Raw genomic sequence first — 24,973 nt, 5'->3', positions numbered from 1 at the left:
CCCTCCGGGGCCTCTCAAGGTGCCGTTCGGTGTGGTTTCGGGGCTGTCGTGGAGGCCCTCGGCCGGGGGGCGGATTCCCTGCTCAGCAAGGGAATCCGCCCCCTTTGACCGGTGCTAGGAGAAGGCCGCCGGGAGGGTCACCGGCTTCCAGGAGGGGCGCTGAATCTCGAAAGTGTCGATCTCATCCGCGTGGCGGAGTGTCAGGGCGATGTCGTCGAGCCCTTCGAGGAGCCGCCAGCGGGTGTAGTCGTCGATCTGGAAGGGCGCGGTGAAGTCCTTGGCTCGTACCGTCTTCGACTCGAGGTCCACCGTGACCTCCGTGCCGGGCTCGTTTTCGAGCAGCTTCCACAGCAGTTCGACGTCGGCCTGCTCGACCTGAGCGGCGACCAGACCCTGCTTGCCGGAGTTACCGCGGAAGATGTCCGCGAACCGGGACGAGATCACGGCACGGAAGCCGTAGTCCATCAGTGCCCAGACCGCGTGCTCACGGGAGGAACCGGTGCCGAAGTCCGGGCCCGCGACCAGGACCGACCCGCTTTTGAACGGCTCTTCGTTGAGGATGAACGACTCGTCGGAGCGCCAGGCGGCGAAGAGCCCGTCCTCGAAGCCGGTGCGGCTCACGCGCTTGAGGTAGACCGCCGGGATGATCTGGTCAGTGTCCACGTTGGACCTGCGCAGCGGGACCCCGATGCCGGTGTGGTGGGTGAACGCGTCCATGTTGGGAACTCCTTCGCGGATGTCAGCGATGTCAGCGGACGGTGGCCGGTTGCAGGTCTTCGGGGCTGGACAGGGTTCCCCGCACGGCCGTCGCGGCCGCCACGAGCGGGGAGACCAGGTGCGTCCGGCCGCCCTTGCCCTGCCTGCCTTCGAAGTTGCGGTTCGAGGTCGACGCGCTGCGCTCGCCCGGCTTGAGCTGGTCCGGGTTCATGCCGAGGCACATCGAGCAGCCCGCCTGACGCCATTCCGCGCCCGCTTCGGTGAAGACCTGGTCCAGCCCTTCGGCTTCGGCCGCCTGGCGGACCCGCATCGAGCCGGGGACGACGAGCATCCGGACCGACCCGGCGACCTTGTGGCCGCGCAGGACGTCCGCGGCGGCCCTCAGATCCTCGATACGGCCATTCGTGCACGAGCCGAGGAAGACGGTGTCCACCGCGATCTCACGCAGCGGGGTGCCCGGCTTCAGGTCCATATAGGACAGGGCCTTCTCAGCGGCGATGCGCTCGTTCTCGTCGCCGATCCGCTCGGGATCGGGCACCTCGGCGCTCAGCGGGAGTCCCTGGCCCGGGTTCGTGCCCCAGGTCACGAAAGGCGTGAGCTCATCGGCGTTCAGGTGCACCTCGGCGTCGAAGACGGCGTCGTCGTCCGTGCGGAGTTCGCGCCAGTTCTCGACGGCGGCGTCCCAGTCCGCGCCCCGCGGCGCGTGCGGACGGCCCTTCAGATACGCGAACGTCGTCTCGTCCGGAGCGATGAGCCCGGCGCGCGCGCCGGCTTCGATGGACATGTTGCACACCGTCATCCGGGCTTCCATCGACAGCTTTTCGATGGCTTCGCCGCGGTATTCGAGGACGTAGCCCTGTCCGCCGCCGGTGCCGATCTTCGCGATCACGGCGAGGATGACGTCCTTCGCCGTGACGCCGGGACGGAGTTCGCCGTCGACCGTGATCGCCATCGTCTTGAATGGACGGAGCGGCAGGGTCTGGGTGGCCATCACGTGTTCGACCTCGGAGGTGCCGATCCCGAAGGCCATCGCGCCGAAAGCGCCGTGTGTCGAGGTGTGACTGTCGCCGCACACCACGGTCATCCCGGGCTGCGTCAGGCCCAGCTGCGGGCCGATGACGTGCACGATGCCCTGCTCGGCGTCGCCCATCGGGTGCAGCCGGACACCGAACTCCTTGCAGTTGTTGCGAAGGGTGTCGACCTGGGTGCGGGACACGGGATCCGCGATCGGCAGCTCGATGTCGATCGTCGGGACGTTGTGGTCCTCGGTGGCGATGGTGAGGTCGGGGCGGCGCAGTTTCCGGCCCGCCAGGCGGAGTCCGTCGAACGCCTGCGGGCTGGTGACCTCGTGCAGCAGATGCAGGTCGATGTAGAGCAGGTCGGGCTCGGCCCCCTCGCCGCGCCGCACCAGGTGCGACTCCCACACTTTCTCGGCCAGTGTCCGGGGCATTTCCGGCTCCTCACATGCGGTGAAATCGGTACTTCCCACCATCTGGACATCTCAAACTTCGGGAAGATAGTATCGGCTTGTGGGACAGCATAGCGGTATCGGAGTACTCGACAAGGCCGTGGCCGTGCTTCAGGCCGTGGCCGAAGATCCTTGTGGCCTGGCGGAACTGTGCACGCGGACCGGTTTGCCGCGCGCGACGGCGCACCGGCTCGCGGTCGGTCTCGAGGTGCATCGCCTGTTGCGCCGCGGCCCGGACGGACGCTGGCGGCCGGGCACCGCGCTCGCGGAACTGGCGGGCGGTTCGACCGACCCGCTGCTCGACGCGGCGGGTTCGGTGCTGCCGAAATTACGCGACATCACCGGGGAAAGCGTTCAGCTCTACCGTCGCGACGGCGTCCAGCGCGTCTGCGTTTCGACCGCGGAACCGCCCAGCGGTCTCCGTGACACGGTGCCGATCGGTTCACGGCTGCCGATGACCGCGGGCTCCGGCGCGAAGGTGCTCGCCGCGTGGTCGGATCCGCATACGCAGCGGACGATCCTTTCCGAGGCGGTGTACGGGGAGCGCACACTGCTCGAAGTCCGCCGTCGCGGCTGGGCCCAGAGCGTGGCGGAACGGGAGCCGGGTGTGGCGAGTGTCTCGGCGCCGGTACGGGATTCGACGGGCACCGTGGTCGCCGCGGTGTCGGTTTCCGGGCCCATCGAACGCATAGGGCGTAAGCCGGGGGCCCGCTGGGCCGCGGACCTGCTCGCCGCCGCGGACGCGCTCCAGGAACGCCTCTGATCTCTCTCGAAATACGTGAAGGGCCCCTTGCTCACGCCGTCGCGAGCAAGGGGCCCTTCACGTACTACCGTCCTATCAGAACTCGTCGGCTCGGGTGAGTTCGTGTTCGAAGGCGTCCGCGCGGGTGACGAGGGACGTCAGCGGATGCCCGAACTCGTTCTGGAGGTTCAGGTCGGCCAGCGGGATCGTGTGCTTGAGCAGGGCGACGCCGTCCACGATCGCCGCGCCGCCGACCGAGTCGCCGCCGGCCAGTTCGAGCAGGCGCCGCAGGTCGATCTTGTCCGCCCAGCCGACCGGGGACGAGAGCTCGACCCACTCCAGCCCGTCGTGGTCCGGCAGATGGTGCAGGGTGACCTGCTGGCCGCGGCCGTCTTCGGTGTCGACCCGGAACCGGAGCCAGTCGCCCCGTTCTTCGAGCACTTCGTACCGTGCCCGGACGAAATTGATCACGCCTGCCCAGATGGACACCCTCGTCACCTCTCGGTTTCGCCGCCTCGTGCGCTGTCGAGCATGGCACATCAGGGGCGGGTTCAGCCCGCGGGCGGGGCTGAAGGCGCCATGCGGTATCCCGAGCCCCGCACCGTGTGGATCAGCGGCGGATCTTTCAGCTTCCGCCGCAGCCGCGCGATCACGACGTCCAGCACGTTCGACGCCGGATCCGCCATCTCGTCCCACGCGTACCGGATCAGTTCCGGTCGCGAGACCGGCCGCCCGGACGCGGCCATCAGGCGTTCCATGACGAGATACTCCTTGCGGGTCACGGTGAGCAGGACGCCCGCCCGCGAGATCTGGTGCCTGCCGGTGTCGAGTTCGACGTCGGCGCAGCGCAGCACCACCGCCTGCCCGGCCATGTCACGACGGCACAGGCTGCGCACCCGTGCGATCAGTTCCGGCATGGCGAATGGCTTGACCAGGTAGTCGCCGCCGCCGACGCGCAGCCCGTCGATCCGGTCGGCGACGCTGTCGCGCGCGGTCAGGAACAGCACCGGCATCGGCCATCCGGCGCTGCGCCGGTTACGCACGTAGGCCAGGGCGTCACCCGAGGGCAGCATCCGGTCGAACACCGCGCAGTCGTAGGCGTTCACCATCAGCGCCTCGTCGGCGCCGGGCAGGTCGGCGGCGGTGTCCACCGCGAACCCGTCGCCGCGCAGGGCGAATTCCAGCGCCACCCGTAGATTCTCGTCGTCCTCGGTCACCAGCACCCGCACACTCGCACGTTAGCGTGCGGTGGCGAGCTCCACGTCGGCCACGTGCAGCCCGCGCAGTTCCTCGACGGCGGGCATCCGGCCCAGCAGCCGTAATCGTTGCGACTGCGCCTTGCGCACCTTCTCGAACAACCGGCGCGCGTCCCGCGCGTTGCCGAAGTTGGCGTCGCCGGAGATGAGCCGGAAGTGGTCGGTCAGCACCGGGGCGGCGTCGGGATCGAGTTCGTAGTCCCCCGCCGACGCCATGCGCCCGAAGATGGCGAGCAGTTCGCCGGGACTGTAGTTCTCGAATTCGATCGTCTTGCCGAAGCGGGACGCGAGACCGGGGTTGGCGGCGAGGAAGTCGACCATCTCGCCGGTGTAGCCGGCCACGATCACCGCGACCTCGTCGCGATGTTCCTCCATCAGCGGGACCAGGGTGTCGATCGCCTCCTGGCCGAAGTCGCCGCCGGAACCGGCGAGCCGCGAAAGCGTGTACGCCTCGTCGATGAACAGAACGCCACCTTTGGCCTCCTCGAACACGGTCGCGGTCTTCTCGGCGGTGTGCCCGATGTACTGCCCGACGAGATCCCGGCGGGACACCTCGCGGAACTGGCCGTGCGGCAGGACTCCCAGCGCCTTCAGCAGTTTGCCGTAGATCCGGGCGACCGTCGTCTTCCCTGTGCCGGGCGCGCCCGCGAAGATCAGGTGGTGGCCGGTGGCGCCGATCGGCAGCCCGGCCCGGCGTCGCCATTCGTTGACCTGCAACTCGTCGACCAGCGCGCGGACCTCTTCCTTCACCCCGGGGAGGCCGATCATCCCGTCGAGTTCGGCGAGCATCTCGTCCAAGGCGTTGTCGGCGACGATGCCGGGATCCGCGGTCTCGTTGAGCGTCGGGGTCGCCCCCTCGGCGATCGAAATCCCCGGTTCCGCAGTGTTGCTGACCCGGCAAGCGGAGATCTCACCGCCGCAGCCGGACGCGAACGCGATCCCCGCGCCTCGCGTGTCGGTGACCGTGCACCGCTTGAGCACCGGTACCCCGTGGTGCGCCACAGCGATGCCCTCGTAACCGGTGTGCGAGACCACGCAGCCTTCGATGACCGGCCGGGCGTACTGATAGACGTAGATGCCGCGCAGCCCGCAGCCGGTCACCGTGCAGCCTCGGACGACCGGATCGGCGCCCTGCCCGAGGACGATCCCGTCTCCCGTCACGTCTTCGACAGTCGTGTCCTCGATCCCGCCGGGCGCGCCGTCGACGAGGATCCCCTGCTCCGCCCTCGAAATCACGCAACCGGTCACGGTGAACGCCGTCCTGCCGCGGATCGCGATCGCCGGGCCGCGCCCGCCGGAGACGGTGCAGCGCTGGACGCTCAATTCCGTGTCGTCGGCCTGTATCGCGGACGCGTCACCAGCCAGGAGTTCGATCCCTTTCAGGACGAGCGCTCCGCCGGTGGAGCGGAAAACGGGCCGGTCGGCGCCGCGGCCGTCGACGACGACGGTGGCGCCGTCCGCCGCGGCAAGGGTCACCCGCAGGCCGGTCAGCTCGACGGTCTCCGCGTATTCACCGCCCGTGATGGTGATGACGGCGCCGTCGGACGCTTCCGCCAAGGCGTCGCCGATGGTCGGATACGCGCCGGGCCGTCGCGCCACCAGCAGGACACGGCCGGGGGTCGAGGTCGTCATCAGCCCGCCTTGGCCATCAGCCAGCCGCGGTCGACGGCCTTGGCGCCCGCCTGGAACCGGCTGCGGGCACCGAGCCGGTTCATGATGTCGGCGACCATCCGGCGCACCGTGCGCACCGAGATACCGAGCCGCGCGGCGGCGGATTCGTCGGTCGTGCCCGAGAAGAGCAGCGTCAGTAGTTCCTGTTCGCGGCAGGTCAGGATCGAAGCGTCCTCGGGCTCCGGGAGATCCAGCGGGACGAGCGGCGCGGCGGCCTGCCAGATCCGCTCGAACAGGCCGACCGTGGCGGTGACCACGCCGGGCAGCCGGAACACCGCGGAACCGGCCTGCCTGCCTTCCGCGGGCAGGACGACCGACGTCCGGTCGATCACCAGCGCGTCCATCGGGATCTCGGCGTCGGTCCGTACTTCGGCACCGGCCCGCGACATGCGGTTGAGCGCACCGGACATCCGCGCGGAGTCGGGGAAGAGCACCTTGTGACGTACCCCGGGACGCACGTTCGCGAGCGCGATCCGCTGGAACGTCGAGTCCGTCCCCGTGCTCATCACGAGCACCTCGCCGGTCGCTTCCGCCAGCAGTTCGCCGAGCCCCGTCCGGTCACGGGCTCCCATGACCAGGCTGAGCTGTCCGGTCTGCACGGTCATCGCAGGTACCTCCCTCTTCCCCCGGCGCGGTGCCGCCGACGACGTCCTGTTCATGCCAGTTCCTCCCGCCCGGGCGGGCCCGGGCTCCCGACGCGTTAGCGTTCAGGGGCACCGCGAACTGCATGCGTCTACTTTCGCTGTCCGAACATGAGGTTTTGATGACACGGGTGATGGTCGTCGAAGACGACGAGAATCTGCGGCTCGCGCTGGTCACGCAGCTGCGTTCGGCCGGCTTCGTCGTCGACGAAGCCGGCGACATCGCGACAGCGGACCGGCTGCTGCGCGGAACGCACCACGACTGCGTGGTGCTGGACCGGATGCTGCCGGACGGCGACGCCATCGAGTACGTCCACATGCGACGGCAGCTGGGCTGGCGGGCGCCGGTGCTGTTCCTCACCGCCCGTGACGCGCTCGCCGACCGGGTGGCCGGGTTCGAGCACGGCGGCGACGACTACCTCGTGAAGCCGTTCGTGATGGCCGAACTGACCGAGCGGGTGAGCAACCTGTGCCGCCGGTCCGCGTTCGACCGGCCCTCGGTGCTGCACCACGAAGACCTGGTGATGGACTGCGCGCGGCGCGAGGTGCGCCGGGCGGGCGTGCTGCTCACCTTGACCAACAAGGAGTACGCCGTGCTCGAATACCTGCTGACCAGGGCGGGACTGCCGGTGCGGCGGGCCGATCTGATCGAGCACTGCTGGGACGAGCAGGCCGATCCGATGTCCAATGTGGTCGATGTGGTGGTGAAGCGGTTGCGCCGCAAGTTGAAGGAGCCCGAACTGATCCACGCCGTCCGAGGCCTCGGCTACCGGCTGGGCAGCCGATGAACACCCATTCCTCGGCCGACCGGCTGCGCAGGCTGCGCTGGACGCTGACCGCGTTGTTCACCGTGATGAACACACTCGGGCTGGTCGTCTTCGCGTGGCTGCTCATCGGCGAGGACGGGGAACAGGGAGAGCAGCGGATCGACGCCGAGCTGAACCAGGTCACGTCGTCGGTCAGCAGGCTGGTCGCCTTCGACGGCACCATCGACTTCGGCTTCGTCAACACCGACGTGCTGAACGACCGCTGCCCGCAGTTCGCGATCCTGCCCGGCGGCGCAGCCGCGTTCCAGGCGCACCTTTCGCGGGCCGAGTGCGTCCCGATGAGCGCGCAATTGTTGAACGGCCTCGCCACCGAAGCGGTGCGGACCGGCAAACTGGTCCAGGGCCATCAAAAGGCGACTGACGGCCAAGTGGTCAAGGTCCGCGCCGAACCGTTGCGCGACACCGACGGCAAGGCGTTCGCGGCCGTCGTCGCGGTGAAGTCCACCAAGGCCGAAGCCGACGCGCACACCCAGTTCACGCTGTTGGTGATCGGCGGCGGCGTGCTGCTGATCGCGATCATGGGTTTCGCGGGCCACCTGCTGTCCGGCCGCTCGATCCGGCCCGCGGCCGCGGCCTTGCAGCAGCAGGAAGTTCTGCTGGCCGAAACCGCGCACGACCTCCGCACCCCGGTCGCCGCCCTGCGCGCGCTCGCCGAAACCGCGATGGCCAACCCCGCCCAGTCGGCGGAACTCCTGCCGCGCACCGTCCGCCTCGCCGCGAGAATGGGCGGGATCATCGACGACCTACTCGTGCGCGCCCGGCTCGCCGCGGGTGTGGAACAGCTGAGCATCCAGCCGATCTGGCTCGACCAGCTGGTGGTGGGCGTGGTCGAGGACACCGCGACCGAAGGCGCCGAAGTCACCGTCACCGCCGCGCCGACGAAGGTCAACGCCGATCCCGCGCTGCTGCAACGGGCGATCGGCAACCTCCTCGACAACGCCGTCCGCTACGGCCGCCAGCCGGGCGCGGCGAAGGCGTTCGTGCACCTGACCGTCGCCGGTGGCACCGTGACCGTCGCGGACCACGGCCCTGGCATCGACACCACGATGGCGGGCGACGCCTTCGACCGGTTCGCCAGCACAGGCGGGTCTTCCGGGCTCGGGCTGTCCATCGTGCGGTGGGTCGCGCAGGCGCACGGCGGCACGCTCGCGGTGTACAACGCCGACGAGGGCGGCGCGATCTTCGAACTGCGGTTCCCGGTCATCACGAACTGAGAGAAGGCGAAGAAGGTGACCTTCGACATCATCGGCCTGTGCCGCGACGAACCCGGCCCCGCGACCGTCCTCCCGGCGTTGGCGGCGGCGGGCCAGGAGCTGCTGGCGGACATCCAGGACGAGCAGCCGCTCATCCGGCTTCTCCATCCCGACGGCAGGCTCATGACCACCGTCGAAGATGTCCGGCTGGTGCGGGTCCCCGATGAGGTGCGGCGGCTGCTCGGCGTCGGCGCCGATGTGCCGCATCCGGTGTGGTGGGTCGAAATCTGGGCGCCCGGCGATGATCCCGAAGCGGAGACGGTCGCCAGGGCGTTCACCACGGCGCTGGTCACCGGGACCGGAGGCCTGTCGTGGTCGAACCGGTGAAGGAAGCGTTGGTCTTCGAGCAGTTCCGCACCGTGGTCCCCGCCTCACCCAGGTTGATCGACGCCGCTTGGGCGGCCGTCGGTACCGGGCGGACACTCCAGGTGGTCACCGCCGGACACAGCAGGATCACCTACCCACTCGAAAAGCTGCTCGCGGAGGTTCAGGGCGAGTGGGTGGTGCGGGACGACCAGGGGCGGCATCGCGAGGGGACCAGCGGAATCCCGCTGGACTGGAACGGCGGCCGGTTCGAGCGTGCTCCTGGCGCCTCGCCGACGATCGCGGTCGACACCGCACGGCGTTCGGGCGATCTGGAGGTGCGGATCACCGCCCTGCACCCGACCGGAGAGCCGCTCCGGCTCGGCGAGATCATCGAGGCCGCCGTGGCGGTGCTCACCGGCGGTGCGCCGACCGGCTGGGGTGTCGCCGAGCCCGCGACCGAACCCTGGTCGGCGGCCGATCTCACCGCGTTCTGCCGGGACCGCTCTCCCGAAGCGAGCGGACTGGTCGTCGTCGGCCCCGGCCTGACCGGAAGGCTGCGCGTGTCCACAGTGGATACCGGCTTGCTCGAGGAGATCGAACTCAGCGGTCCGGCCGCCGGAGCGGTGCGGCAGGAGGCCATCGAGGCACTGGCCGCGGCGCTCGCCGGGATCGCCAGGCTGATGCTGGTCGCCGCCCACCCCGGCAGGCAGGACGGCCTGCGCTCCAGCACGCCGACCCTGCCCGCCGTGCCTTACGGCGTCCTCATCGGGCACGAAACCGTCGGCGGGAAGGGGTCCCTTCCGGACGCCGAGGTGAAACTGCTCGGCGCCGAAGGGCACAAGGCCGCCTGGTTCCGGCTCGACTCCGGCCGCCGATCCCCCTTCGAAGAACTCGACGGCGTCCTCCGCCACTTCGGCGAAGAGAGCTGAAGGGGACTTTCCCCTCGTCTCACGCGGTGAAGGGCGCTTTCCCCGCATCACATGCGGGGAAAGTCCCCTTCAGCCCCCGCTTCACGCGACCACCGCGACGTTAGGTGCGCGGATACCGCCGTGCCCATTCCGTGGCGTAACGCTCGTCCGCCGACGGGGACCGCGCCGAGAAGTGCCAAAAGGCGTCCCCCGCGACGGTTTCGATCAGGTCGGCCAGTTCGATCCGATCGAGCCACCCGGTCGGCAGGCCGGGGATCCCGACCCGCGAGCCGACCACCGCACCGGCGATCGCCCCGGTGATCGCGCTGCGGCCGGAATGGTCGACCGCGGCCTGCATCGCCCACCGGGGGTCGAAGAACCGTCGCGTCACCGCGATCATGGCCCGGCCCAGGGCGTCGACGGCGGTGCCCCCGCCACCCACGCCGTCCAGCTCTTCGGGATCGGTGCGGACCAGTTCCACTCGCGCGCGCACCGCGTTGGCCAGCACGTCCGTCACCGGCCTGCGCGCGGGACCGCGCTGGATGATCTGCTGGAGAAGAGTGTGCGGCGGCAGCGGTTCCCCGCGCCGGAACAACTGGCCGAACAGCGCGGCCACCACCCCTGCTGCCTCGGCGGTGGGGCCATCGGCACCACCGCCCGTCGCCAGCAGGCGCCCTACCTGCGCCGCCGTGTCCACATCGGACTCCGGGCCGCCGCCACAGAGTGCCGCGACCATTCCCGGCACGAGAAAGGCGACGTCGTCTCCGGAAGACGGCGGGGTCCCTCCTGGTGCGCACAGCTCCGGGACATGGGAGAGCCAGCCGTCGCGCTCGCCCCGTTGGGCGTCTTGCCAGCGCTGCAGGGACAGGGCGCCCAGCGCCATCAGCCCGCCGGGAGCCGCGCCACTGAACCGGGCGGGCAGGCCTCGCAGCAACCCCTCGGTGTGGAACAGCAACTGCCGGGTCAGCGGACCGATCGCCCCGGTGGGTTCGAGGACGCCGTCCTCGCCGAACCGCGCCCTGATCTCGGGCAGGCTCATCGTGTCCACGGCCGAGCCCAGCGACTCCCCGAGCGCGAACCCGGCGAACGCGCCGGCGACTCGGTGCCAGGCGAAACCCGTGCCGTCGGCGTCCTGGCGGAAGAACTTGCCGGAGGTCGCCGCGTGCGGCCGGATCCGCCCTGCCGCGTCGTATCCCGCGGTAAGGCCATTGGCCCGCAGGTCGGACGGCCACCGCTGACCGGAGACATCGTCGTCCGGCGAGTCGACACCGGCGGTCGTCACCCCGTTGCGCTGTTCCCACGCCCGGCCGAGAACGAACCGCTCGCAGTCCTCAAGGGACAATTCGAACCCGGCGGCCCTGGCTTTGCCCGCCGCTTCCGGGAGCCCGGAGACGGGCTCGGGGAGCCCTAGTTCCGATCGGATCTCCTCCGCCGCCTTCGCGACCTCCTGGGAATATTCGGGCGAAACCTCCACGCTCCGGACGGTCGCCCGGAAGTTCGGCCACTGCTCCCGGGTTCGCGCGAGTTCGGCAGCGGTGACCACGTCCGACGGGAACGAGCCCGGATTGATCGACAGCCCGGTTCCGGGGAACTCCGAGGCGAACGACAGCGCGTCCGCTCGCACCCATTTCGCGGTGCCGGGCGGCAGCCGCCTGCGGGAACTGAACACCGTCATCGTGCGAGGGTTCTGCTGCCACAGTGTGGAAACAGGCTGCTCGGTCCGGTGGTCGACGGGATAGTAGAGCTCCGCCGCCAGCAAACCCGCGAGATACCGCGGCCGGTCGAGCCGCCCCGTCTCCAGGCAGCCGAGCAGCTGCTCCAAGGTGGTGTCCATGGGCGGATGACCGAGTCGTTCGGGTCCGAGCCGGTAGTCCGGGTTGACCCGGATCTCCCCGCCTCGGGGGCCTCGTTTGCGCCAGGCCATGACGGCGACGGCCGGGACGCCGAGGTGAGCCACCCCGCTCCGCGCGAACTCGGGTTCCAGGATCTCCTGCCAGTCTTCCTGACCGGCGACGGCCACCGCGACGCTCGGCCCGGTGCCGTCGGGGCCGGGATCCGGATGGCGCAGGCTCCCGTCCTCGCGCACGATCAAAGCGGGTTTGGGCACGAGCGCCGCGAGCCGTTCGCCGCCGTCCAGCGCGCGAACCGCGTCGTAGGGCACGAACCACCCTTCCGGGATCCGCAGCAGGTTCTCGTGGTCGACCCGCACCGCGTGCTCCCCACTGGTCAGGTCGACCGGATTGCCTGCTCGCAACCATTGTTCGACCTTGGCGATCGCTTCGGAAGCCTGCACGATCAGTCCTCCCGTCCCGCTCACTTGAACTCCCTCACCAGTTTCCACTCGTGGTCCCAGATACGGGCAGGCCACCGCTGCCCGGCGATCCTGCCCAGCCGCTGGATCTCTTCCAGCCGGTCACGCGCCCCGTCCGCCGCCTCGTCCCCGATCCCGGTCGCGACGAGCATCCGCACCAGCCAGGCCGGATCGATCGCCCGGATCGCCGCGAGCACCTCCGCGTCGAACGGTTCATCGAACCAGGCGGCCACGAAGCCTGACCTGATCCCGATCAGCGGGTCGGCGTAGTCCGGGAAGGACTGGCCGTTGTCGATCACGATCGCCTCCCCGTCCGGACCGGTCAGGCAGTCGTTCGAGCTTCTGTCCAAACTGGCCGCGACGTAGTCCAGGAAGGCGATCAGCTGTTGCTGTTCGCGCGGATAGGCCGACACCTCCAGTGCGGGACCGGCGTCCCCTCTCCACACCTGGCTGGAACCGGGTCCCAGCGGGCCGTCGAGGTACGCGGTCGGCGGGACGGCGTCCGAGCCGACGGCTCGCGCGAGCCGGTACATGGCGTTCTCACGATATCCCTGTCCCGCCAAGGGAAGATGCGACCCCAGCGCGCGAGTCTCCCCCGAAGCCGGTTTGTAGATCGTCCGCGGGTGGTCGGCGTAGGTCAGGTGATAGGTGGCGTTGGCACTCTGGCGCCCATCGCCGAACTCGACACAGCCGAGCGGCTCGGCCGCGGTCATGGCGGTCTCCGCCTCGTCCCCGAACGTTTCCGGCCCCGGCGGCGGAGGCGAGGGCAGGCCGCGTTTCGTCGCCTCGTCGAACAACTCGGCCCGCCGTCGCAGGATCGCCACTTCGAGCGCCTCCTCGCCGCGCGACAGCGGCCGCGTCCGTTCTTCGGCCTTGCCGATGAGCGTGCCGACGGTTTCGTCGAGCGCCCGCGCGGTCTCCACGACCTCCTCGATGGCCTTGAGCCGCAACTGGAGTTCGGCGAGGTGCCCATTCGGCAGCCGCAGGACCAGCCGGAGATCGCGGTAGCCGTCGTGCCGAGGCCGGACGAACCGGTCTTCGAGGCCCACGATCTCCATGGGATCGGTGCCGAGATGTTCCCGCACGACGTCCAATGCCTGATAAGCCCAAGACACCTTGTCGAACACGACGAACGCGGCGGTTGTCTCAGCGTCACCGTGCCCCGACGTGCCTCCGGCGGCTTCCGCCAGCCAATCGGCGAGCTCGTTCACCCGCTCCAGGTCCTCCGGCCGGAACTCAGCGGCGGGGAGACTGTCCGGGATGCCGTCGATACGCTCGCGCACGGCCCGGACGGCCGCCCACTGCGCATCGGTCAAGTCGATCGGACCGGGAGGAGACGCCAGCACGCTCTCGTGCAGGATCTCCTCGGCTCCGCGCCGCGCGACTTCGGCGGTCGCCGCCGTGAAGATCGCGGCGTGTCCGCGCGGTGGCAGCTCCGCGTCGGTGAAGGTCAGCAGCCCGATCCCGGTCACCCGCCTCGGCAACCGCATCAGCCAGCCGTTGTGCGGCTCCAGGAAAACGACGCCGTTCGCGTCCCGGCTCACCAGCGCCACATGGTCCCGGACCGATCCGCCGCGCTCGGTGGAGGTCACGTGGATGACGGCCAGCGCCCCGACCGGCCGGTCCGTCATCGCGGCGATGACACTGTCGTAACTCGTGCCGTGACCATGGTCCCAGGTCCCGCCGAGCCGATCCGAGATGTACTCCAGGCTGGACATCTCCTGCAGCCGGTCCAGCGGTACCGGCGGTGCCGTCACGTCCTCGCCGCGCAGGCGCCGCACGTAATAGACGACGGAACGGGTGCAGTTGGTCAGATACCCGTCGTCGAGGGCGTTCGGCGAGTAGTAGTCCGGATTGGTCGCGGGAAGCTGGCGGTGGTTCGCGAGGAGGTAGGAAACGGCGGTCGCCCAACGGCCGACCACGGTCTTCGCGTGCATCGCGGGCAGCGCGTTGCGCCGCGTCGTCCGGAACAACGCGGAGACTTCGTGTGGCCCGGAAACCGCCGGATTCCCGTTCTCCCGGTAGGCGGCGTGGCCCGTTTCCCTGGCGCTGATGGCTTCCACTTCGGCCGAGCCGAGCCGGACGCCGTCATCCTTGCCGTTGTATCCCTGTTCCCGCCCCAGTTCGAGGAACGAACGGTACTGGGCATGCCCCTCCGGCGAGACCACCACGACCCGATCCTGTGGCCGGAGTTCCGGCTCCGGCAGGTGGAGATCTCCTCTCGGCGGCTGGACACCCTTCGGCGTGACGGCGGGCGGCAGGTCCACATCGGTGAAAGGCAACAGGTCGAGCTTTACCGGGCTCTCCGGCAGGCTCAGCAACCAGCCGTCCTGCGGGTCGAGGAACACGATCCTGCCGTTGTCGTTGGCCACCAGCGCGACGTGCCGTTTGATCCTCCCGTCCGCCACGCGGTATTCCATGGCCAGCACGGCCATCGCGCCGGAGGGCCGGTCCATCATCGCGGCGATGACACTGTCGTAACTCGTGCCGTGGCTCTCGTCCCAGATCCCGCCGAGCCGGTCCGAGATGTAGGCCAGGTTGCCCAGCACCTCCGAGTCCGCGGGCCGGAGGGGCGGAGCCGTCACGTCCTCGCCGCGCAGCCGTCGCACGTAATAGACGACGTCGCGCGTGCAGTTGGTCTGGTAGCCGTCCTGGCGCGCGTTGGGCGAGTGGTACTTCGGGTTGGTGCGGGGCAGTTCGGGGTGATGCTCCCGGATGTACCGCGCGATGCCGTACCTGCCCGCGCTCGGGATACCGGCGTGGATCGACGGCAGGTGGTTCAGTTCCGTGGTTCCGATCAGCCGGGCGAGGTAGCCGTCGCTTCCGTGACCGAACGGCAGGTCGGCGTCGCCAGGACGGCCGCCTGGCCGCTCGGACGAACCCTGCCACCCGCCCCGGTGGTCGATCCAGTTCCTCCGTACCGGCGGGTCCCGGTACTGGAGATGCCTGACGGCGGCTTCCTCGGCCTGCTTGACCTCGGGATCGTCGCCAGGGCGACGGGGCGCGTCGGGTGCGGGGTCCAGCGCCTTCGGCCACTCCGGCGAGTTCAGCCAGCGGTATTCGTCGATGGCGTTGCTCAGATCGGCGTTCGCTTCCCAGACGGGCAGGCCGTTCCCGGTCCGGTGGTGGTCGTCGAGGTACGTCGCCGCCCGCTTGGCGAGGACGAGGAGTTCCTCGATCGCCACCCGTCGCTCACCGAGCGTCCGGTAGTCACCCCAGTCCCGTCGGGGCTGATCCGGGTTCAACCGGGCCGCCTCCGCGTCGAGAGAGCGCCGCAGCTCCCGGAGCGCGTCCTGATAAAGGCTCGCCCAGTTCCCGTACGGATACTCGTGCACGTTGATCTTGATCGCGGTGAACTCGGGGACGGCCGCCGTTGTCGACGCGACCTGACGCGCTTGCGATCGATCGGCCCGCTCCAGCTCGGCCGCCACCGTCGCGGCGGAGAGCATCACCTGGGTGTCCACGAAAGCCGACGCGGCCGTCAGCACCGCGGCGCGCTCGGCCGCCTTCCCCTGGTTGGTCTCGGCGATGTCCTTGTCCCCGAGTTCCAGCTCGTGTCGCCGGTGCCACCACTTGCGCCAGCCGATCACCGGCCCGAACAGGCCGGCCACCAGCGCGGCCATCGCCAACGATTCGCTGGCGCCGAACACCTCCACGAAGACGACGGTCACTCCGGAGCTACCGAGCGAAAGCCGCGTGTAGGTCTTCATGAACTCGGCGCGCGGCGCGAAACCCGGCCGTGTCTCCGTCGACGGCTCACTCGGTACCACCGGGCGCACCGGTTCCGGCTTCGGTTTCGGCCGTCCGACGAAGGGAAGCGCCGCGAGCAAGCGCCGCAGCGGACCGGGCTTGGCGGGGTTGACCATCTTCTCGACCCGGTCGAGCAGCGCCATGCGCTCCGCCAGGACGTCCGGCCGCATCAGACGGCGGATATCCCGCTCGTCGAAGGACCTTCTGTCCACTGTGTACCCGAGCTCGCTCTGATCCAGTTTGTTCAGCTGCCAGATCGCGATCGGCAGCATGAGCAGGCTCTTCCCGGCCCCATAGGCGGCCAGCCCCTGGAACAGCGTCAGGTGCTGGGCCAGCAGCGCGGTGTTGTCGATCGTGCCCGCCGCGGTCGGCCGCAGTCCTCGCCGGAGGATCTCGCTGAGGTACTGGGAGAAATCCGGCAGATTGGCCGCGACGCTCAGCTCGGGCACGGACAGGTGGGCATCGCGCGGGTCGGGCACCTCACTCGGTTCGGGCGGCCGCTCCAAACCGAGTCGCTGCCCGATGGCCGCGTAGACGTCCGCTTCGGCTTTGTCCAGCCCCCTGGCCCGCTTGTCGATCGCTTTGAGCTCGGCCCCCTTCTGGACCCGCGTTCGCGCACGTTCGGCGAAGGGCAGCCAGAGCGCGGCCCCGACCGCGTACACGCCGAGACTGAGCCAGGAGGGCAGCCCGACCCCGGTCTCCGTCAGTAGTTCGAAGGACACGGCGGTCACGGACCCCGCCCCCAACGCGGCCAGCGGCGGGACGCTGAACCGGTCCACGTGCTTGCGCAGGCTTTGCGCGAGATCGGGCTTGGGCCCCATCGTCTGCTCGTCCACCGGTTTGTCCGCCGGAACGTCGGGACCGTCCTGGGGAGACCAGCCCAGAACCTCCAGCAACGAACGCGCCCGGGTGGCGGGAGCCGCGGCGGCGTCGATCTCACGGGCCTTGAGGTCGTACTTCCGCCCTTCGGCGACCTGCTCGTCCTTCTTGATATCCCAGTCGCGGGCGAGGAATCCACTGTAGACGGCGTTGACCAAACCGAAAACGCCCCAGGCGACGCCGCTGGCGGGCGAACCCGACGCCGCGAAGACCGCCGCCGCACCACCCGCCGGCAGAAAACCGGTGATGAGGCCGGTGGCGACATGGGTCGACGTCAGCGGATAGCCGTCCGTTTTCGTGGGCGGGAGGTGACGCGTGACCACCCACCTGACGGGTTCGTTCTCCAAGGCGGCCTGGCGGTGACCGTGGTTCGCCTGATTCGGATCGAGGCCGAGCTTGCCGAGCACCTCGCGGATTTCCTTCTGGAGGCGGAATCGCTTCGGCAGGTTCCACCTGGCGCCGTCGAGCGCGCGTTCGAGGACGACGAGCTGAGCGAGATAGCCCCGGTCGGCGGGGGTCGGCGCCGGCTTCGCGTCCAGATTCCCTTCCGGGCTCAGGAACCTCGCGCCGGGGTCCGCGGCGCGATCTCCGCTGAGGCTCGCGTGTCCGGCGGCGAGCCCGTGTACGAGCAACCGGAGTGCCTCGTCGAGCGGCATCCGGCTCGACGCCGTGATCCTGACGGTGTCCGCCTGCTTGACCATCGAGTCACGTCGCGGTACAGACCACTGGCCGGTCGCGTCACCGAGGTCGGCGACGACGACGTCGACGAGGACGGTGAACGTCCGGCCGTCCGGATCGGCGACCACGGCCGACCTGGTGTACCAGCCGACGATCGTCATTCCGGCGGCGGATACCGCGTCGGGGAACGCGCGCCACAACGCCTGCTCGACCGCGGCGGGATCGGTTTTCCCGGTGACCGGCTTCCCCGTTTCGATGGGAACCGGTCCGGCGGTGGCGGGCGGTGCCGCCTGCTCGAGTGGCCGGGGGTCGGCCGCGCCCTCGCCGAGGAAGTTCGTCAACCGGTGTGCGAGTTCTCGACGCAGATCGGCGGGGAAAGACGTCAGCACCGCGGGCAGCTGGCCGACGGCCGAAGGCTTTGTCTCCCCTGCCACCGCCGCGGTCAGCGCCGTCAGCGTCCCGAGGGCGTTCAAGCCGTCGACCCGGCCGATGTCGGTGAGCGCGCTTCGCTCGGGGTCGGTCAGCACCGCCCAAACCGCGGTCGGCACCCCTGCCGACAATGGGACGATCGACGCGGTCAGCTGCTCGCCGAGGACGTCGAACCGTTCCGGATGCCCTTGCAGGTCAACGATCTGTTCGAGGATCCCGCCATCGCTCGTGGTCAGCCCGGCGACCCGCTCGGCCAGCTCCGTCGTCGCCGCGGCCGCACCGACGGCGGCGATCAACTCCGTGAAGGCCCGCTGGGCGACGGCCGGAAGCGCGTGCCAGACCAGCGTCCATTCGGCGGGCAGACCGGTCGGCGGGGCGATCCGTCCCAGCCACCTGGCCAAGGAGGCTCCTGCTTCCGAGGGAAAGCCGTTCTTCCGTGCCAGCAAAGTGGTGAAGTTCGTCAGCACGGGAAGTCCGGCTCGGGGGCCCACTTCGGCGGTGAGATCCGCGAGCGTACGTCGTTCCTCCGCCGCCAATGCCTCCCAAAGGGGCTTCAGCTCGGCAGGCAACCCTGGCGGTTCCACCGGTCGAGGGGCAGTCACACCACCACGCTGGGGATGCGGTGCCTGCCGTTGCGGATGCCGAGGCCGCCGGTTGCCCTGTTCGAAGGGGAAACCGTGGCCGTGGCCGACCGGATCGATCATGGGGTCGGGCCAGATCACGTCCACCTGGCCGCCATACGGCCGTGGCGGTTGGAACGGCGGTGGAGGGTACTTGGCCGCGAAGCCCGCCGGATCGGCCTTGAACTCCTGGACCGCCGGAGTCAGGATCGGCGGATGCCCGTCTTCGGCGACGGCCCGGTGGATCTGCGCGATGTCGCCTTCGTGATCGAATCCGATCGCCCGCAGCTGCTCGAGAAGAACCGCCCGGCGCGCTTCGGGAAGGCCACTGAACTCGATGTCGACAAGGCGCTTCATCCAGTGGGAATTCCAGTCGCCCAGCGGAATCCGCAGGCCACGAGGAACGACCTCGCCACGCAGTTCCCGAGGTACGACGGAGTTCCCCGCGGCCGCTCGTAACGCCTCGATGGCCAGGAGTTCCCCGCTTCGGCCCTGGAACTCGTGGGACGCGTGGAGCAGGGCTTCGAGCCACGCCGTGTCGGTGTTTCCGTACGGGACGGTGGGTTTCGGCTCCTGCAACAGGTGCACGGTGAACTCGTGCAGCAGGGTGGTGAGGAACTCGCCCATCCCGATCCGCGGCTGGATCAGGCCGAGTCCCAGTTCGGGTAAGGCCACGCCGTCACGCTGCAGAACACCCGCTTCCGCGAGCGCGTCCAGGATCTCCTGTCGCTTCGGATGCCTTTCGATCGACGCCTTGTCCCACGGCACCACGGAGTCCAGCATGCGATGCACGAAATCCGCGCCCGGCCTCCCGAAGATCGTTTCGAGCCAATGCAGGACGATCGCCTGGGTCACGACGTCGAAGCGGCCGCCCGCCGTCACCGACGGCTGCAGGAACCGCATGCGGTGCGGATCGAGAAGATCGAACGCGACGACCTCCGGCCAAGCGGGAACGGCGGAATCCGCGTGCTCCCTGGCGTACTCCCGCAGGGAATCACCGAACTCTCGGAGCTTGTCCAGCAGCGGCCGGATATCCCGGCTTCGCTCCGCCTCGGCGATCACGTCCCGCAATTCCCCGGCCTGCCGGGTGAAATCGGCCCAGGCCTCCTTTCGCCGCTGGACCTCTTCACTCGAAAGCACGCCATCGGCGAGCTCGCGGTCCAACCGGGCGAGCGCCTTCGGGGCGGCCTCTTCGACCTGCCTCGGAAGCTCGTCCGGCGGATGCGAACCCGGCCTGTTCGGCGACACGAGGTCGAGGTACTTACCCGCGAGGAGGACCCGTTCCTCCATCGAGTGCTTGTCGTTCGCGAGATCCCCGAAAACCGCCGGGTAGTCGTCGGGGAACATGTTCCGGAGCTTGTCCAGGAGATCGCCGAGCGCGCGGCGAAGCGCGGGTAACTCCGGCGATTGGACGTCCTGCGCCGCCAGCTTCGCGCGTTCCTCGGGGGTGAGGTCCCGGCCGGGCTCCAACCCTAGGGCCACCTTGTCGAGATGGGTTTCCCGCGACTCATCGGCAGGTTCGGCAGGAGGTTCCGGGTCTGCCGCCGCGCGCGGCGGCAGCGGGAACGGCCACCGGGGATCGGGGGCGGCGGACGGCGGACGGCCACTCACGTCCGGGTCCGGTGTGGACAGTTCCAGCGGGATATCGGGATCGCGGAGCTCGAGGGGGATGTCGGTGGGGATTTCCGGGTCCGGACGCTCGCGCCCGCCCGGCGTCAGCGGCCTGACCGGGGCCTGCGGCCTGCTGCCGGGGTTCACCGGCTGGGCGCCGACGAACCCCGGCAACGGCGGGATCTCCAACGGCCGCACCGGATCTTCCGGACCGGGGCGCGCGGGACCGAACGGGGTGAGCGGCTGGACCGGGGCCTCGATTTCGGGCGGGGCGATCTCCGGCGACCGCTCGGGAGCCCACTCCGGTGGACGGTCCGGTTCCTTCGGGGCACCCGGCGTCGCCGGGTCGGTCTCGGGCCGGACCGGGTTCGTGGACGGCGGTTCGGGAAAGCCGGGCCCCGGCTCCACGGGCCTGCCAGGCACCGGGATCTCGGGGTCACCCGGAACCGTCTCCACCGGACGGCCGACGTCCGGCGTCACGGGGCGGCCGACCACCGGGGCCTCGGTCCAGCCGGGCACCGGCCGCGCTCCCTGATCCGGGCCGACGTAATGCCGCGGGCGCACCGGACTTTCCCGCAGCGGCTCGATCGCGCCGTCGGGGTGAGCGATGATCGCCTTGTTCGGGAGGGGTTGCGCGGTCGGAGGCTCGGTTCTGGCCGGGGGCACGCGTTCTTCGCCGATGAGGGTGGACAGCGCCTCGGGCGACCAGGGTGCGGGCAGGTCCGTGTCGAACCGGGCCCGGTTGTCGTACAGGAACTTCGTGGTGCCCGCCTTGAGCTCCTCCAGCGCGACCCGCGCCGCACGAAGCTGAGAAGACAGCGTCCCCGGCGCCTTCTCTGGCTCCGGCCGGGGAGTGCTCGGGGTACCGCGGACCTCGGCCGTCATCTCGTCTATCAAGTGCCGTGACTGCACGATCATGTGGTGCGCCGCCCTGGTCGGCGGACCGACATCGAGCAGCTTGCCCAACTCGGTGCCCACTCTTTCGATCTTGGCGATCACGAAAGGCTCCGACGCCCGGTCAAGACGCCCTGCCAGTGCTTCGCCAAGGAACGACCTCAACTGGCCGAGCTCGGTCAGCGGGTCGAACTTCAGTTCCCCCTTGGTCGAGGGCAGACCGACGAGGGGCCGGTCCGGTTTGGCCTCTCCCCGCGGTCCGGCGGAGTCATGAAGTCCTCGTGCCGTCGGCGGAGCGACACCATCGCCCACGGCCTGCCGCAAACCGGTTTCGGAACCGACGATCCTCGGCCCGGCCACACCCTCGGGTCGCGGGCCGTGGACAGGCGTCGGCGCCTTCTCCAGCAGACCGGTGAGTTCGGCCTTCAGCCCGTCCAGGTTGGGCCACAGCTCGTCGAACCGCCTCCGCAGAGACCCGACATCAGCGGGCTTCGCTTCGTTTCGGACCCAATCCACCAGAGAATGGCGACCGGTCTCACGCGCGGTCTCCGACAAGCCACCGGCCGACCACTCGTCCAGCAACCGAAGGGAATCCGACGCCGCCTTCGGCAGCTCGCCCCCTTTGTCCCGCAGTTCGCCGAAGCGGGGCTTCATCTCGTCCAACGTCGTCCGCGCGGACTCCCACCGAAGGCGTTCCTCCGCACTGAGCGGGCGCTGCGGCACGGACTCGTCCGGTCGCACCTCACGGCCACGCGGAGTTTCGTTGGCCGCGGCGATCTGCTCCTTGATGATCCGGTCGGCTTCCGCTCGTTCGAGCGTGCGGGCCTTGTCGACGGCGTCGACGATCCCCAGCGGGTCCCGAGGCGGGGACAGCACCGGCGGCCCACCGCCACGAGGCTTCCCCGTCGGTTCGGGAGCGGGCCGGGGCGGTGCGTCGACGTACCGGTGGGTCGGCCCGGCGTCCGGACTCCGCTCCGGTGCGGCGCTTTCCCTCGGCCCCAACGTCGGCTCGGCTCGCGCCCCCGGAGCGGGTGCCTTCTCCAGCAACCCGTCCAGCTCGGCCTTGACTCCGTCCAGTTTGGACCACAGATCGTCGAACCGCTTCGCCGAAGATTCGACACCGCGCGAGACCCCGGCGGACCGCGTTTCCCCTTTGATCCACTCGTCAAGGGAACGCCAGCCCGCGAGCCCTTCGGCTTTCTCGCCGAACAACAACTTCTCCAGCAGCCGAACGGACTCCGAAGCCTCCTTCGGCAACCCGCCCTGCCTGTCCCGCAACTCATCCAGGCGCGGGCGCAGTTCGTCGAGCCCGGCCAGCACCTTCTCCCCTCGGGCGCGCTCCGCCGCGCTGACCGGACGCGAGGCCACAGGCTCACCCGGATGCTTCAAGGCGGCCTCTATGTCCGCCTTCATCAGCCGCTCCCCCCTGGCCAGGTCGAGCGCATCGGCCTTGGCGGCGACGTCCACCAAACCGACCGGCTCCCGCGGTGGGGACAACACCGGTGGCCCACCGCCACTAGGCTTCGCCGTCGGCTCCGGACCGGGCCGGCTCGGCAGGTCGGAAGACCTTGGCGACGGCCCGGCGTCCGGACTCCGTTGCGGTGCGGCGCTTTCCCTCGGCCCGATCATCGGCTCGGCCCGCGCACCCGGAGCAGGCGCCTTCTCCAGCAACCCGTCCAGCTCGGCCTTCATCCCCTCCAGGTCACGCCACATCGCGTCGAACCGCTGACGCTCGGCGTGGCCGCCCCTCGGGCCGGCCGACTCCCCACCGTGCACCGCCGCCATCGGTCCGGTGCCCTCTCGCATCCGCTCCCCGAAAGCGGCCCAGCCCATCTTGTTCGCGGATTCGGTGACCCGGCCCGAAAGCAGCTCGTCCAGCAGTTTGAGAGACTTCGAAGCCTCGCTCGGCACCCCTCCTTGCCGATCCCGCAACTCATCGAGCCGAGGCCGCACCTCGTCCAGTTGGGCCAACAGCCGCTCCCCCCGGAGACGCTCGGCCCCGCTGATCTCGCGCGAGGGCACCGGTCCGTTCGCCGTCCCGCCTGACTTTTCGGCCTCGCCCGCCCGGGCGCCTTCGGCGGCTCGGGCCTCCTGCCTGGCCATCGCGTCCAGCTGTTCCCGCATCTCCCGCATGCCCTGGCGGTGCTTGGCCGCCTCGGCCCACGGTTCGGCCTTGGCGACCGGTTCGGCTTTGGCCGCTTTGTCCACTCCGGACGGTGGTCCGGGCGGCGGCGTGTCCCCACGATGTGGAGCCGTACCCGCTCCACCTTCCTTCCCGAACCAGGAATCGGCGGCCTGCCGGGTCGCGGGGCGCGCGGAATTCTGCAGGTCACGCTCCGCGATCCGATACATCAACGGGTCCGAACCCCGCGCCGCGTTCATGACATCGGTCTGGCTGAACACCTCACGCGACATCGGGGCCTGCGCACCCTCGCCCCGGCCGCTCGTGGACGGCGACGTGCTCTCTCCGCCACGCGGATTGTGTGACAGGCCTTCGTTCTTGGCCGCGTCCGCGGCCGGCGCCACCCGCTCAGGACCGTGTTCGGGAACGGGACCGTTCGGCGAACGCTGGATCTCCTCCGGCCCATGCGACGGCGGCCTGCCACCCTGCACGTCTTTCGGTGGCGTGTCCACCTCGGGTGGTTTCCGGGCCGGTGCCTCGGCGGGATGCTGGGCCTGCTGTTCGGGCCGGTGTTGTCCCGACGGGCTCTCCCGTTCCGGCACGGTGGGCGTGCGCTCGCCGCTGGGGTGGTGGTTCTCGGGCCCTCCCGGCCCTCGCCCGGGGGCCTCCGGAGGGGTACCTCCCGAAGGCGTGACAGGTTCCTTGGGACCGGGTGGCGGTGGGGTCCCGCCAGGATCGCCCGTCGGGCGGGTGCCGCCCTGCCCCGGCTCTCCCGGCCGCGGGGGTGCCGGGGTTTCCTTGGCACGCGGGGCTTCGTGCACTCCGACGCGATCTTCGCGGGAGAAGTTCCGGACGTTGTCGACGACATGAGACGCCTTGCCGAGGCCGTACTTGGTCAAGCCGGTGAGATTCGCCTTGCTGACCACTTCACCGACCTTGTGGACGCCCTTCGGGAATCCGGTGAGGTCGACCGCCCTCGCGCCTTTCCCCAAGGCACGCGCCCCACGGGCGATACCCGCCCCGGCGCCGCGGGTGCCGATCAGGCCGACGAGGTTGCCGGTGGTGTAGCCAGCGACGTGCCACCAGTCCTTCCCCCAGGCCTGGTGGTCGACGAAGTTCTTGCCGAATTCGGTGAGCACGTCGCCGAACACGCCATTGAACAGCTTGTCGTCGACGAACTTTCCCACGTTCGGGTCGAGGGTGTACAACACCGCCCCGCCGACCAGCAAGCCGAGATTTCCCCATGCCTGCTGCGCGTTGTAGAGGGACCAGAACCCTTCGCCGAAACCGGCGAGCCCGACGATCGCCTTGAACTGCACGACGGCCGAATCCCAAAGACCACCGAAGAACCCGTCGTGCGGGGTCACGTCCGGCGTCGTCGGGTTCAGCATGTTCGCCGCGGTTTCGCGGATCATGTCGGCGATGTCGTCGGCCACCCCCTCCGCCAGCTTCCGCCGGTAGTAACTCCGTACTCCCGGAAGGTTGCACCCCAGCGCGATATAGATCAGGTGGTTGCGGTCGTAGGTGTCGTGGATCTTGTCCTTCATCTCGACGAGGAGGTTCGCGTAGGACTCGTAGGCGCCGCCGAGGGAATCCAGGCCGGCGGCGATCTGGCCGATGCCGTTCTCGCCGTTGTTGTTGGTCTGGACGAGCTCGCGCATGCTCGCGCCGCCCCTGTCCCGCCAAGCGGTGCTGTGCAACTGGGTCACGATGTCGTTCGTGCGCGTCACGGCTTGCCGCACGTGTCCCGCGGCGGCTTTGAACGCCTCAGCCTTCTCGTGCGAGTGGACCGCGCTGTCCGGCGGGTAGTAAACGTCGGCGGACTCGCCGCCTTCGGAAAGGATCAGGTTCCAGAAATCGCCCGACGGCGGGCCTTTGTCCTCCATGACC

The 24,973-nt window shown here is 69.7% G+C and carries 13 protein-coding genes; 5 read left to right on the top strand and 8 right to left on the bottom strand.

Features of this window, described 5'->3' with window-relative positions:
- Positions 1-114: 114 nt before the first annotated feature.
- Together leuD and leuC are read right to left on the bottom strand one after the other, a co-directional pair.
- Positions 115-717 (bottom strand): 3-isopropylmalate dehydratase small subunit, encoded by a 603-nt coding sequence (leuD, locus tag ACLARN_RS04895; protein WP_409490078.1) that lies wholly within the window; start codon positions 715-717, stop codon positions 115-117.
- A 31-nt stretch (positions 718-748) separates the two neighbouring features.
- Positions 749-2,167 carry a 3-isopropylmalate dehydratase large subunit gene (leuC, locus tag ACLARN_RS04890; RefSeq protein WP_409490077.1) on the bottom strand — a complete coding sequence of 473 codons (1,419 nt, stop codon included), beginning with the start codon at positions 2,165-2,167 and terminating at the stop codon, positions 749-751.
- Positions 2,168-2,246: 79 nt separating this feature from the next.
- Here leuC and ACLARN_RS04885 point away from each other — a divergent pair, with 79 nt between their 5' ends.
- The gene (locus tag ACLARN_RS04885) at positions 2,247-2,948 is read left to right on the top strand and encodes an IclR family transcriptional regulator (protein WP_076162773.1); all 702 of its coding nucleotides are present in this window, start codon (positions 2,247-2,249) and stop codon (positions 2,946-2,948) included.
- Positions 2,949-3,023: 75 nt separating this feature from the next.
- Here ACLARN_RS04885 and ACLARN_RS04880 read toward each other — a convergent pair whose 3' ends face one another.
- The 4 genes from ACLARN_RS04880 to ACLARN_RS04865 form a co-directional block, all read right to left on the bottom strand.
- The gene (locus ACLARN_RS04880; RefSeq protein ID WP_409490076.1) at positions 3,024-3,416 is read right to left on the bottom strand and encodes a hypothetical protein; all 393 of its coding nucleotides are present in this window, start codon (positions 3,414-3,416) and stop codon (positions 3,024-3,026) included.
- A 62-nt stretch (positions 3,417-3,478) separates the two neighbouring features.
- Positions 3,479-4,156, bottom strand: coding sequence for a winged helix-turn-helix domain-containing protein (locus ACLARN_RS04875; RefSeq protein ID WP_409490075.1), 678 nt, complete (start codon positions 4,154-4,156; stop codon positions 3,479-3,481).
- A 9-nt stretch (positions 4,157-4,165) separates the two neighbouring features.
- Positions 4,166-5,815 carry a right-handed parallel beta-helix repeat-containing protein gene (locus ACLARN_RS04870; RefSeq protein ID WP_409490074.1) on the bottom strand — a complete coding sequence of 550 codons (1,650 nt, stop codon included), beginning with the start codon at positions 5,813-5,815 and terminating at the stop codon, positions 4,166-4,168.
- Positions 5,815-6,459 carry a LuxR C-terminal-related transcriptional regulator gene (locus tag ACLARN_RS04865; RefSeq protein WP_409490073.1) on the bottom strand — a complete coding sequence of 215 codons (645 nt, stop codon included), beginning with the start codon at positions 6,457-6,459 and terminating at the stop codon, positions 5,815-5,817. Before ACLARN_RS04865 ends, ACLARN_RS04870 begins: the two co-directional genes overlap by 1 nt.
- 158 nt (positions 6,460-6,617) lie before the next feature.
- Between ACLARN_RS04865 and ACLARN_RS04860 the strand changes: the two genes are divergently transcribed.
- Genes ACLARN_RS04860 through ACLARN_RS04845 form a run of 4 tightly spaced genes read left to right on the top strand, consistent with a single transcriptional unit; the run spans position 6,618 to position 9,810 of the window.
- Positions 6,618-7,283, top strand: coding sequence for a response regulator transcription factor (locus tag ACLARN_RS04860; protein WP_409490072.1), 666 nt, complete (start codon positions 6,618-6,620; stop codon positions 7,281-7,283).
- On the top strand, positions 7,280-8,536 hold the full coding sequence (locus ACLARN_RS04855) for a sensor histidine kinase (protein WP_409490071.1): 1,257 nt from the start codon (positions 7,280-7,282) through the stop codon (positions 8,534-8,536). Before ACLARN_RS04860 ends, ACLARN_RS04855 begins: the two co-directional genes overlap by 4 nt.
- A gap of 15 nt (positions 8,537-8,551) precedes the next feature.
- On the top strand, positions 8,552-8,902 hold the full coding sequence (locus tag ACLARN_RS04850) for a hypothetical protein (protein ID WP_409490070.1): 351 nt from the start codon (positions 8,552-8,554) through the stop codon (positions 8,900-8,902).
- Positions 8,887-9,810, top strand: coding sequence for a DUF6177 family protein (locus tag ACLARN_RS04845; RefSeq protein ID WP_409490069.1), 924 nt, complete (start codon positions 8,887-8,889; stop codon positions 9,808-9,810). The genes ACLARN_RS04850 and ACLARN_RS04845 overlap by 16 nt, the downstream gene beginning before the upstream one ends.
- A gap of 100 nt (positions 9,811-9,910) precedes the next feature.
- Here the strand turns inward: ACLARN_RS04845 and ACLARN_RS04840 are convergent, their stop codons facing one another.
- Both ACLARN_RS04840 and ACLARN_RS04835 read right to left on the bottom strand, forming a co-directional pair.
- A complete protein-coding gene (locus tag ACLARN_RS04840) occupies positions 9,911-12,106 on the bottom strand; it encodes an ADP-ribosylglycohydrolase family protein (protein WP_409490068.1) in 2,196 nt (731 codons plus the stop codon).
- Positions 12,103-24,969, bottom strand: coding sequence for a toxin glutamine deamidase domain-containing protein (locus ACLARN_RS04835; protein WP_409490067.1), 12,867 nt, complete (start codon positions 24,967-24,969; stop codon positions 12,103-12,105). The genes ACLARN_RS04840 and ACLARN_RS04835 overlap by 4 nt, the downstream gene beginning before the upstream one ends.
- Positions 24,970-24,973: the final 4 nt, after the last annotated feature.

This window comes from Amycolatopsis sp. cmx-11-12, from assembly GCF_046269425.1.
Taxonomy (GTDB): domain Bacteria; phylum Actinomycetota; class Actinomycetes; order Mycobacteriales; family Pseudonocardiaceae; genus Amycolatopsis.
Note: the sequence above shows the minus strand (reverse complement) of the source record. Positions and strands in the feature narration are given on the sequence as shown.